Origin of the sequence: Plantibacter sp. MPB07 (assembly GCF_046619465.1) — a bacterium.
Classification (GTDB): Bacteria; Actinomycetota; Actinomycetes; order Actinomycetales; family Microbacteriaceae; genus Plantibacter; species Plantibacter auratus.
The window spans coordinates 514,340-525,455 of the sequence record NZ_CP177043.1; the positions used below are offsets into that span (position 1 = coordinate 514,340).

Annotated in this window: 13 protein-coding genes; 4 read left to right on the top strand and 9 right to left on the bottom strand. The window is 70.4% G+C overall.

Going from position 1 to position 11,116, the window contains the following annotated elements; all coding sequences use genetic code 11:
- Positions 1-44 precede the first annotated feature (44 nt).
- Both ACLIME_RS02455 and ACLIME_RS02460 read left to right on the top strand, forming a co-directional pair.
- A complete protein-coding gene (locus ACLIME_RS02455; RefSeq protein WP_191940773.1) occupies positions 45-326 on the top strand; it encodes a type II toxin-antitoxin system RelE/ParE family toxin in 282 nt (93 codons plus the stop codon).
- Between the two features lie 43 nt (positions 327-369).
- A complete protein-coding gene (locus tag ACLIME_RS02460; RefSeq protein ID WP_411558769.1) occupies positions 370-630 on the top strand; it encodes a HigA family addiction module antitoxin in 261 nt (86 codons plus the stop codon).
- 90 nt (positions 631-720) lie between these two features.
- Here the strand turns inward: ACLIME_RS02460 and ACLIME_RS02465 are convergent, their stop codons facing one another.
- Positions 721-1,239: a hypothetical protein gene (locus tag ACLIME_RS02465; RefSeq protein WP_411558129.1), complete on the bottom strand. Its 519-nt coding sequence runs from the start codon at positions 1,237-1,239 to the stop codon at positions 721-723.
- Positions 1,240-1,373: 134 nt separating this feature from the next.
- Between ACLIME_RS02465 and ACLIME_RS02470 the strand changes: the two genes are divergently transcribed.
- Positions 1,374-2,543 carry a hypothetical protein gene (locus ACLIME_RS02470; protein ID WP_411558130.1) on the top strand — a complete coding sequence of 390 codons (1,170 nt, stop codon included), beginning with the start codon at positions 1,374-1,376 and terminating at the stop codon, positions 2,541-2,543.
- Positions 2,544-2,556: 13 nt separating this feature from the next.
- Here the strand turns inward: ACLIME_RS02470 and ACLIME_RS02475 are convergent, their stop codons facing one another.
- Both ACLIME_RS02475 and ACLIME_RS02480 read right to left on the bottom strand, forming a co-directional pair.
- A complete protein-coding gene (locus ACLIME_RS02475; RefSeq protein WP_064296432.1) occupies positions 2,557-2,904 on the bottom strand; it encodes a LysR family transcriptional regulator in 348 nt (115 codons plus the stop codon).
- A 46-nt stretch (positions 2,905-2,950) separates the two neighbouring features.
- Complete coding sequence (locus ACLIME_RS02480; RefSeq protein ID WP_229938680.1) at positions 2,951-4,171, bottom strand: ice-binding family protein; 1,221 nt, start codon at positions 4,169-4,171, stop codon at positions 2,951-2,953.
- A gap of 209 nt (positions 4,172-4,380) precedes the next feature.
- Between ACLIME_RS02480 and ACLIME_RS02485 the strand changes: the two genes are divergently transcribed.
- Positions 4,381-6,036, top strand: a complete 1,656-nt coding sequence (locus tag ACLIME_RS02485) for an ABC-F family ATP-binding cassette domain-containing protein (protein ID WP_411558131.1) — start codon at positions 4,381-4,383, stop codon at positions 6,034-6,036.
- Between the two features lie 16 nt (positions 6,037-6,052).
- On the opposite strand, the gene ACLIME_RS02490 is transcribed toward ACLIME_RS02485, so the two are convergent.
- From ACLIME_RS02490 to nadB, 6 genes are all read right to left on the bottom strand, one after another.
- Entirely contained in the window at positions 6,053-6,622 is a 570-nt protein-coding gene (locus ACLIME_RS02490; RefSeq protein ID WP_411558132.1) for a carboxymuconolactone decarboxylase family protein, read from the bottom strand.
- A 218-nt stretch (positions 6,623-6,840) separates the two neighbouring features.
- Entirely contained in the window at positions 6,841-7,056 is a 216-nt protein-coding gene (locus ACLIME_RS02495) for a hypothetical protein (protein ID WP_079705518.1), read from the bottom strand.
- Between the two features lie 135 nt (positions 7,057-7,191).
- Positions 7,192-7,392 (bottom strand): hypothetical protein, encoded by a 201-nt coding sequence (locus ACLIME_RS02500; RefSeq protein WP_064296429.1) that lies wholly within the window; start codon positions 7,390-7,392, stop codon positions 7,192-7,194.
- Positions 7,393-7,500: 108 nt separating this feature from the next.
- On the bottom strand, positions 7,501-8,643 hold the full coding sequence (locus tag ACLIME_RS02505; protein WP_411558770.1) for a cysteine desulfurase family protein: 1,143 nt from the start codon (positions 8,641-8,643) through the stop codon (positions 7,501-7,503).
- Between the two features lies 1 nt (position 8,644).
- Complete coding sequence (gene nadC / locus ACLIME_RS02510) at positions 8,645-9,496, bottom strand: carboxylating nicotinate-nucleotide diphosphorylase (protein ID WP_159878220.1); 852 nt, start codon at positions 9,494-9,496, stop codon at positions 8,645-8,647.
- Positions 9,490-11,115: an L-aspartate oxidase gene (gene nadB, locus ACLIME_RS02515; RefSeq protein WP_411558133.1), complete on the bottom strand. Its 1,626-nt coding sequence runs from the start codon at positions 11,113-11,115 to the stop codon at positions 9,490-9,492. The genes nadC and nadB overlap by 7 nt, the downstream gene beginning before the upstream one ends.
- Position 11,116: the final 1 nt, after the last annotated feature.

Sequence of the window (11,116 nt, forward strand, 5' to 3'; positions counted from 1 at the left end):
GTAACGACTCGCGTTATTAACGAGGTGCGTTATACCCTGCTACGATGATCAGGTCGTTCGGCAACAGAGATACCGAGCGATTGTGGCGTCGGGAACGAGTGCGGTCGATCGATCCTCGGATCCATCGGGTTGCGCTCCGGAAGCTTCGCCAGGTGGGTGCCGCAGAGATGCTCGACGATCTTCGGATCCCACCGGGCAACCGACTCGAGCCGCTCAAGGGCGATCGTGTCGGGCAGCACAGCATCAGGATCAATGACCAGTGGAGAATCTGTTTCGTGTGGACGGACACAGGGCCAGAGGAGGTGGAGATCGTTGACTATCACTGACTCGAGCGGCAAGCTCGCACCGATCCACCCCGGTGTAGTCCTGATGGAGGACTTCATCGAGGGGTTCGGCATCACGCAGAACAAGCTGGCGGTGTCCATCGGAGTCGCGCCACGTCGCATCAATGAGATCGTCCACGGCAAGCGGTCCATCACGGCAGACACCGCGCTCCGGCTTGCGAAGTACTTCGGCACCTCGGCGCAGTTCTGGCTCAACCTGCAGATGCGCTACGAGCTCGACCTCGCCGAGGATCGGCTTTCGCAGCAAATCGCGGCGATCACACCGTTGAAGCCTGCTGCCGCATAGTGTCACGCTTCCACGCCGAGAGCGCGTGTTCTGTCGCCAGGATCCGGGTTGTGGAACAGAACGTGCACTCTGGGCCGAGGCGCTCGACCGTCACCACCAGCGCTTGGCGCGGGGGACCAGGCCCGCGAGGGTTGCGAGCCCGGCGAACGCGCTGACCACCCCGAGGATGCCCAGAGGGGTGTCGCGGAGCGGGCCGATGACGAGCAGGGCGCCGACTCCGAGCGCTGCCACGCCGAACCCGATGCGCCAGCGTCGCCCGGCTTTCGCCGATGGGCGGCGGCCGGGCAGGGCGGAGGGTCGCGGGCGCGCCCGGCGTCGAACGCTCAGCGGCGGTCCGCCGTCCTCGGGTCCGTCGACGGCACGCCCGAACCCGTCGACCCACGGACCGGCACCGACCTCGGGGCAGCGGTCGTGGACGTTCGTGTCGCGGGTCGAGGCATCCGCCGGGTGGGTAGGCATGGCTGCGGCGAGATCCACGTCGAACCTGACGGAACCGTCCGACAGGAGGGTGTCGTAGCCGACGAACCGCAGCGGCCGTCGGCGCCATCTCGACGTGCCACGGAACGCCGTCGCGCGGACGGCGACGGGACGGTCGGGCGATTCGCGCATGGATCGATGGTGGCACATCGGGTCACCGTGGTTCAGCACCCTGGTGCTTCCGACGTCTCTGCCGCCAGCGGGGTACTGCTCCGGCGGTACGCTCGATGAGGCGCCACCCGAACGGGCGCCACGGGAGGCACCGGGTGACGATCGATCTGGCGAGCATGCTGGTGGTGGCGGTGATCGTCTGCGCCGCGTGCGGGATCTTCTACGGACTCGACAGCGCGCGAACCCTCGCCGGACGCCACATGGCAGCCTGGATGTCCGGATTCGCCACCACTCTGCTCTCGGCGGTCAGCTATCTCGCCGCCACGCTCAACGGCGACTCGGTATGGATCGTCGCCGTCGCCAACGCCGCCATGGTCGCCTCGATCGCCGCCCTATGGGTCGGGTGCCGGCTGTTCAACGGGCGACGCAGCCTCGTATTGCTCGGCACCCTCTTCGTCGGCGTGACGGCGATCTCCGCCGTCCTCGACCCCACCGACGACCCGGAGTGGGCCGGCACCATCGCCCGGCTCATCTCGCTCATCATGCTGTCGCTCCTGGTCGCGTACGAGGCGCGGCGGGGGCGGATGCGAGCGGCACGGGCGTCGCTGGTGCTCGTCGTCGTCATGATCCTGCACGCGGCGTTCACCGCCGTGCGCCTCGCGGTCTACCTCACGGGCGGTCCCCACGCGGAGCTCTTCGAGCGGTTGTTCGGCACGGCCTTCGTCACGTACATGAACCTCGTGTTCGTGGTCCTCGTGGCGGTCGGCCTCGTCCTCCTGCGCTCCTGGGAGCGCAAGCAGCGCCTCTCCTCGGAGCGGGTGGGCGTCCGCGCGGTGGGGCGCCGGGCGTTCATCGCCGAGGCGACCCGACTCCGCGAGGGGCAGCAGTCCGATCGTCGCCTCGCGATCCTCGTCGTGGCGATCGACGGCTACGGCGACCTCCGCCGCGCTTACGGGATGGCGACGGCGGGGGAGCTGGAGGCACTGCTCGCAGCCGCGGTCTTCCGTGAGCTGCCGGCCGGGTCCGTCTGCACCCGCGTGTGGAGCGGGACGATCCTCGTGGCCACGTCGGTCGAATCGGGGCCGACCGGCCTCTCGGGTCTCCACGACCTCGCGGCACCGATCGCCGCCGGCTACCGTGAGGCCGTGACGCAGCAGCTCGACGGTTTCGCGGGCGCTGCCAACCTCGGTGTCGCGGTGGATTCGGCCGCGCCGACGCCCGTCGAGACCCTCGTGTCGATCGCTCGGACGGCCCGAGCCGACGCGGAGCGGCGAGGCGAATCGGTGCGGGTCGTCGAGTCCGCGTCGGAGACGCAGGACCGCTGACGGCGGGGACGGCTCAGCGACCCTGGCGCTTCTTGTACGGCAGCGGCTCGCCCTTGACCTTCGGCGCGCGACCCTTGCCCTTGTTCGCTTTGGCTTTGCCGCCCGGCGCAGGAGCCGACTTCGCTGCTGCTGCCGCTGAGGCGTCGAGTTGGCGACGCGCCTCGATGAGGAACGCGTAGCCGGCGTCCGTCAGCTGCGTGGATTCCACGTCGCGAGCGAACAGTTCCGCTCCGACGCTCTCCTCGAGCTTCCGGACGTCGGCGACGACGGTGCTCCGCGGCACGCCGAGCGCCTTGGCCGCCTTCGCGAAGTGGAGGGTCTCCGCGGAGGCGACGAAGGAGCGCAGCTGCTTGTGATCCATGCCCTCAGCCTACGGTCACGGCGTCAGGCTGCCGACCAGTGTCGCGTCAGCCACCCATCTGGTCGCGTCGACGACGTCGCACGATCACCGAGGCGATACCCGCGAGCAGACCGAGGCCGAGCAGGGAGCCGGCCACGATCGCGAGCGTGGATCCCTGGAACCCGGTGTCGGGGAGCCTCGTGATGTCTCCGGCCGGAACCGCCGGCTGACCGGGGACCTGCGGGGTGCCCGGCGGGACGATGACGATCGTCGATTCGATGGAGTCGTCGGGCGCGCCGCCGTTACTCGCAGTGATGGTGACCGTGTAGGTCCCGGGCGTCGTGGGCGTGCCGGTCACGCCACCGGTCACGCTATCGAGGACGAGTCCCGGGGGCAGGGCACCCGAGGTGACCGTGTACGTCGCGTCGGGGCTGCCCGTGGAGGTGACGGTGCTGTCATACGTCGTACCGACGGTGCCGCCGGGGAGCGGAGCGGAGGTGATCTCCGGGCTCGTCGTCACGACGGAGCCGCTGCCGTCGTCGCAGCCTGCAGGACGGGTGATGACCGTGTTGTCGAGCGTCACAGCACCGGTGGATGCGAGCAGGCGACCCTCGACGACCGTGCCCGATTGCGTGGAGATGGACGCGTCGGCGAGGATCGTGCCGACGAAGGGCGCGCCTCCGCGGAGCGTGGCCGAGCTGCCCACGCGCCAGAACACGTTGCAAGCACTCGCGCCGCCGACGAGGGTGACCGAGGAGCCGACGGCGGTGTCCAGCGTGCTCGCGGCCTGGAAGACCCAGACGGACTCTGCGGCGCCGGTGAGCGTCACGTTGCCGGTGAGGGAGATCTCTCCGCCTGCATAGACGCCGGGCTCGAGGTTGAGGCCGGTGAGGTCACCGACCTGCTGCGGGGCCGGCGTGAGACTGGAGGCGGTACCCATCGCGATGAGGAGGTCGTTCTTGGCGGTGGCGGCGACCTCGTTGGTCACATCCTGGATGCCGTTGACGATGCCCGGCGGGAAATTGGTCACGGCGCTCCCCGGGCTCAGCCCGAGGTCGCCGTTGATCGTGGTCGGGGAGTCGGTGTTGGTGACGGTCGACCCTGCGAGCACGCCGTACTTGGCTGCCGTGCCCAGGTTGATCGGGCCGTTGATCGTGGTCGCGGCGTTCGCCGGTCCGGCACCGATGGCCAGGAGTCCGACGGTCACGACTGCCGCTGCGGCGAAGAGGCGAGAGCGAACGCGGCCGGGTCTGGCGCTGCGGGCGGGTGGAGAGAGTTCGAGGCGCATCAAGGCCCCTTCCGTGTGGGAGGGGCGCGAAGCCAAAGAACATGGCGACATCAACCGCAACTGCTCCCTGTGTAACACCTTCGGGGGGCGCCCAGTCGGTTAGTGCGGAACGCGTACCCGATCGTGATGTCGTGCTATTCGCGGGCGGGCGCGAGGGTGGCGCGGAATGAACGGTCTCCTGCGCCCGGTCCGAGTGAGACGATTGACCTATGACTGCAACGCTCGTGGCCCAAGGCCTGGCCGGAGGACACGGCCACCGCACCCTGTTCGACGGCCTCGATCTGACGGTGGCACCGGGCGACGTCATCGGCGTCGTCGGGATGAACGGCGCGGGGAAGTCGACCCTGCTCCAGCTCCTCGGCGGCTCCCTCGAACCGCAGGCAGGCACGATCTCGCTGTCGCCCTCCGACGCCTTCGTGGGCGCGCTCCCGCAGGAACACGAGCGCGTCGTCGGCGAGAGCGTCGCCGCTTACATCGCCCGGCGCACCGGCTGTGCTGCGGCGACCGAGGCGATGGACGCGGCTGCCGCGGCGCTCGCCGAACCCCCGCAGGCAGGCGCGGACCCCGCGGACGTCTACTCCGCCGCCCTCGACCGCTGGTTGGCGAGCGGCGCTGCCGATCTCGAGGAGCGGATCCCCGCGGTCCTCGCCGACCTCGGGCTGGACCTCGACGCGGATGTCACGACCACGATGATGACCTCGCTGTCCGGTGGGCAGGCCGCTCGCGTCGGACTGGCGGCGCTGCTGCTGTCGCGATTCGACATCGTCCTCCTCGACGAACCGACCAACGATCTCGACCTGGACGGCTTGGAGCGGCTCGAACGCTTCGTGCAGGGATTGCGCGGGGGTGTGGTGCTCGTCAGCCACGACCGCGAGTTCCTCGCCCGCTGCGTCACGCGCGTCCTCGAACTCGACCTCGCACAGCAGAGCAACCGCGTCTTCGGGGGCGGATACGAGGCCTACCTCGAGGAGCGTGAGGTCGCCAGGCGGCACGCCCGCGACGCCTATGACGAGTTCGCCGACAAGAAGGCGGATCTCGTCGGTCGCGCCCGGGTGCAGCGGGAGTGGTCCAGCCAGGGCGTGCGGAACGCGATGAAGAAGGCGCCCGACAACGACAAGATCCGGCGGAAGGCCTCGGCGGAGTCCTCGGAGAAGCAGGCCCAGAAGGTCCGGCAGATGGAGAGCCGCATCGCTCGGCTGGACGAGGTCGAGGAACCGCGCAAGGAGTGGCAGCTGCAGTTCACGATCGGCAGCGCACCGCGTTCGAGCACGGTCGTCGCGACGCTGTCCGAGGCCGTCGTCCGGCAGGGCGACTTCCAGCTCGGCCCTCTGTCGCTCCAGGTGAACGTGGGCGATCGGATCGGCATCACGGGGCCCAACGGCGCCGGCAAGTCCACCCTGCTCGCGACGCTGTTCGGTCGTCGCGAACCCGACGCGGGCAGCGCGAGCCTCGGCTCGAGTGTGCGGATCGGCGAGATCGACCAGGCCCGCTCACTGCTCGTCGGCACGGAGCCGCTCGCCGACCGCTTCGAGGCGATCGTGCCCGACCTCAGTCCGGGAGAGGTCAGGACGCTCCTGGCGAAGTTCGGGCTGAAGGCCGACCACGTGAACCGACCCGTCGACGAGTTGTCGCCGGGGGAGCGCACCCGCGCCGGGCTCGCCGTGCTCCAGGCGACGGGGATCAACCTGCTGGTCTTGGACGAGCCGACGAACCACCTCGACCTCGCTGCGATCGAACAGCTCGAGGAGGCACTCGAGAGCTACGACGGAACACTCCTCCTCGTCACCCACGACCGCCGCATGCTCGACACCGTCCGGATCGAACGGCGATGGGTCGTCGAAGCAGGCCAGGTCTCGGAGCGCTAGCCCGCGGTGTCGCGTTTCAGAGGCCCCGGACGAGCGCGTCCCGCAGTTCGGGTCTGATGTCCTCCGGAACGTCGACGTCGACCGCGAGCGCCTGGATCGCTCGGCTGTAGTAGTTGCGGGCGGCCGCAGCGAGGGTGATGTCGAGGATCTCCCGGTCGGAGAAGCCGTGCTGGCGCAGGGTCAGGCTGTCGGCGTCGGTCATCCGGTCCGAGTCGCGACCCACCCGTTCCGCGTAGGCCATCATCGCGACCTCCGCGGGGCTCAGGCCGGCGTCGCGATAGTCCGCCGCGATGCGCACGAGCTGGTCCTCCTCGAACAGCGACAGCGATCTCCGGCCGTGAGCGAGACGGCAATGCCGTGACCGCGTCCCTCGCGCCGCGGCGAGCGTCACGAGCTCGTAGCGTCGCAGGCCGAGCGGTCGGGCGATCTCACCGATCAGCGCCTCCCATGCGGCGTAGGCCCCGGGGTTCAACGCCATCACCTTCGTGTGCGCCGCGACGAAACCCTGGTCGGCGATGTCGTCGTCGTACATCGCGGCCGTCGTCGCATCGGCATCGGCTTCGGGGATGGTGTGGAGGATCGACATGTCGGCCACCTCGTCGGAACGGGCCGCGGGCCGGGCGTCCGCGGCTACCGTTCATGATGGCACTCGAGATCGGCGCTGTCAGAACCCTTTTCCGGTTGGTCTCGGCGATCACATCGGCATCACCGGCCCCGGTTGTCGCCGGGGAGACCCGCGCCCCGACAATGAGCGAGGACCCCGCGGCGTTCGCCAGGCGGGGTCCTCGTCGTTCAGAGGGCGCGTCAGTCGCGCAGCTGCTCCTTGTAGTCGTTCTTCGCCTCGGTGGTGTCGCGCTCGGCTTCGGCCTTCTTCACGTCGGCCTCCGCCTGCTTCACCTTCGCGTCGGCCTTGGCCTCGTCGACCTTGTCGCCGATCCGGTCCTTGGCGTCTTCGACGGTCTCGCCGATCTTCCGGCCGGTCGCCTCAGCAGCGTCCTTGGCGTTGTCCAGGAATCCCATGTCAGCTCCGTCTCTGATCCCGACTCTCGGTCACCGTTCAAGCCTCGCGGGCCCGCGCCCGCGCGGCAACCACTTGTGTTCCGAGGCGTGGACGGCTAGATCATGAGACGATCCGGCGCGGGTGGGCGTCGTCCCTCAGGGGGCGGGGGCGCCACCGTCGGTCGGGGTCGCGTGCGGCAGCCAGTCCTTGAGGATGACCTCCTCCGGGTCGACCAGACGTTCGGTGTGGAGGTCGTACTCCGGGTCACGCTCGGCGAGGAACCGGGTGACGGCGTCAGCGTCCTCGTTGTCGTGTCGACGTCGTGCGCGGTCTGCCGCGTCCTGCTCGGTGCTCATGGATCCCACCGTAGCTCAGCCTCCGGCGGAGGGTGCCGCCAGACACCCGGCGTCGGACAGCCGTCACCGAACGCGCGGCCAGATCCGTCCGGTCGGTCGTCGTGGGGTTCAGCGGAGACCCGCGACGGCCTCCACCGAGGCGACGACGGCGCTCGCCGTCCGGTCCAGCTCGGCCGCGGTGACGGCGGCGGTCCAACTGAAGCGCACGGCGGTCTGCGCGACCTCCGGAGCGATGCCGATCGCGAGGAGGACCGGTGACGGCTCGTCGCTGCCGGCGGCACACGCGGAGCCGCTCGAGGAGATGACGCCCCGCCGTTCGAGTTCGAGGAGGACCGCCTCGCCGGAGGTCCCGGGGAACACGAACGATGCGATACCCGGTAGGCGTCGTTCGGGGTGGCCCGTCAACCGAGCACGCGGGACCTCGTTCAGAACCCTCGTGATGAAGGCGTCACGCAACCCACTGACGCGGTCCACCGCTTCCACCCGATCACGCTCGGCGAGCTCCAGCGCCGTCGCGAGCCCGACGGCGGCGGCCACCTGTTCGGTCCCGCTCCGGCGACCGCGTTCCTGACCGCCACCGTGCAGGAGCGGTTCCAACGGCAGGGAGCCGCGCACGGCGAGCAGTCCGACGCCCTTCGGAGCACCGAGCTTGTGGCCGGCCAGGCTCAGCGCGTCCACGCCGAGGCGATCCAGTCCGAGCGGCAGCCATCCCGCCGCCTGCACGGCATCGGTGTGGAACGGGACGCCTGCGGCCTGGGCGACGCCTCCGAGCGCCGACAGGTCCTGGACCGTGCCGATCTCGTTGTTGGCCGCCATCACCGAGACGAGCACTGTGTCCGGCCGCAGTGCAGCGGCGAGTTCGGCCGGGTCGACCAGGCCGGTCCCGTCCACCGGGAGGACGGTGGCCTCGACCCCGTGGAACCGCGTGAGGTACGCGACCGATTCCGCGACCGCCTCGTGCTCGATCGGCGAGGTGACGACATGGCGTCCGCGATCGAGGGCCGCCAGGGTCATGCCCTTGACTGCGAGGTTGTCCGCTTCGGTGCCGCCCGAGGTGAACACCACGTCTCCAGGTCGGACGCCCAGCACGGTCGCGACGCGTCGCCGGGCGTCCCGCAACGCCCCGGCCGCCGCCTCGCCGACGGTGTGATGGCTCGACGGGTTGCCGAAGGTGCTCGTCAGGTACGGCCACATCGCCTCGAGCACCTCCGGGCGCACCGGCGTCGTCGCGGCGTTGTCGAGGTAGAGCATCTCAGTCGACCGAGACATCGAGCCCGAGGTCGAGGGACCGGACGCTGTGGGTGAGGGCACCGGAGGAGATGACATCGACGCCGGTCTCCGCGATGGCCCGCACCGTCGTCAGCGTCACGTTCCCGCTCGCCTCCACGATGGCGCGGCCGGCGATCAGCGCGACGCCCTCGCGGAGCTGGTCGACGGTGAAGTTGTCGAGCATGATCGTGTCGACGCCCGCCGCGAGCACCGCCTCGATCTGGTCCAGGCGGTCGACCTCGACCTCGATCGTCGTCGTGTGCGGGAGCTCCTCGCGAGCCCGCAGCAACGCCTCGGTGACCGTCAGGCCGCGCTCGAGGAGGACCGCCAGGTGGTTGTCCTTGACCATGACGGCGTCGGAGAGCGAATGGCGGTGGTTGTGCCCGCCGCCCGATCGCACCGCGTGGCGCTCGAAGACGCGCAGGCCCGGGGTCGTCTTCCGGGTGTCGACGATGCGGGCGCGGGTGTCGGACACGGCTTCGACGTACGCCGCGGTGATGGTCGCGATGCCGCTCATCCGCTGGACGAAGTTCAGGGCGACGCGCTCAGCGGTCAGGACGGCACGCGCCGGACCCGACACCATGGCGATGGTGTCACCCGCAGCGAACCGTTCGCCGTCCGCGACGAGGAACGCGACCGTGATGCGCGGGTCGGTCAGCCGGAACGCCGCCTCGAACACGGCCGAACCGCTGAAGACGCCCGCCTCGCGGGCGGCCAGGGAGGCCGAGGCCGTGGCGTCCTCCGGGATGAGGGTCGCCGCCGTCAGGTCGCCCCACGGGGCGTCCTCGACGAGAGCCGCGGTGACGGTGGTGTCGATGAGATGTGGGGTCAGCATGGTGCGAGCACGGTTCCGTTCACGGATGGGTGGGTGGTGGGCTGGGGCGCGTCAGCCGGGGTCGCGAGGGTGATCGCGATCGGCGACGCCTGATCCGGATCGACACCGGGATGGTCGTCCCTGGCGTGGGCACCGCGTGACTCGGTGCGCGCGAGGGCAGCGGCGACAACGGCCCGGGCGAGCAGCAGGAGGTTGCGGTCCTCGGTGGCCGCGACCGACCGTGGCGCGGTGACGACGTCGTCGAGCTCGGTCGACCAACGGTCCAGGGTTCGGCGCGCGAGCTCAAGACCACCCGCGTCACGGACCAGCCCGGCATCCCGCCACATCACGGCGTGGAGCGCCGCGCGGCTGAAGGGCTCGACGGCGTCCGTTGGGAGTCGGAGGTTGTCATCGGCCGCAAGGGGATCGAGGACGACCCGCTCACCACCGAGCCTCGGGCGACCGGCGATCGGACCCGGTGCCGCATCGATCGCCGCGACGGCGCGGGCCGCGAAGACGGCACCCTCGAGGAGCGAGTTGGAGGCGAGGCGGTTGGCCCCGTGGACGCCCGTGCGAGCGACTTCGCCCACGGCGAGGAGCCCGGGCAGGGTGGTCCGGCCGTCGAGGTCCGTGGCGACACCGCCCATCCAATAGTGTGCGGCCGGGGCGACGGCGACCGGTGTGCGCGACCAGTCGACGCCGGAGGCTCGGAGGTGCTCGTCGATCCCCGGGAACCGCGCGGCGAGGCGGTCCGCACCGAGCGCGGTCGCGTCGAGTGTCACCGGGGCACCGCCCTGCGCTGCCATGGCCCGGGCGATCCCTCGGGCGACGACGTCGCGTGGTGCCAGCTCGGCGTCGGGGTGGAGCTCCCGCATGAAGCGTTCGCCGTTTGCGTCCCGGAGGACGGCCCCCTCGCCGCGGACGGCCTCGGAGACGAGGAAGCTTCCGGGTGCGGCGAGCGCGGTCGGGTGGAACTGGACGAACTCCACGTCGGCCAGCACCGCTCCAGCACGGAGTGCTGCAGCGGCGCCGTCGCCCGTCGCCACCGCCGGGTTGGTCGTGAACGGGTAGAGCTGCCCGACACCGCCGGTGGCGAGGATCACCTGGTCGGCGTCGACGGTGAACGCACCTCGCTCGGAGGACCGGAGGTGTGCACCGGTGACCGTCCCGGCGGTGACGACCAGGTCGACGAGGACGGTGTGCTCCAGCACGGTTACCCGCCGGGCCGCAAGCGTCTCGACGAGCGCCGTCTCGATCGCCGCGCCGGTCGCGTCACCGCCGGCGTGCAGCACCCGGGGGTAGGAGTGGGCCGCTTCGAGGCCCTTCGCGAAGCCGTCGCCGTCGCGGTCGAACGCCACACCGAAGGCGATGAGCTCGCGGATCCGTTCGGGCCCCTCGGTGCAGAGCACCCGGACGGCCTCCTCGTCGCACAGCCCCGCGCCGGCCAGCAGCGTGTCCCGGACGTGGTCCTCGACGCGGTCGTCGTCGAACATGACCCCGGCGATCCCGCCCTGCGCATAGCGCGTGTTGCTCTGGCCGAGGACGTCCTTCGTGACGACCACGACCTCGTGCCGTTCACTCGCGTGGATCGCGGCCACGAGACCGGCGATCCCGCTCCCGACCACGAGCACCGTCGCCATG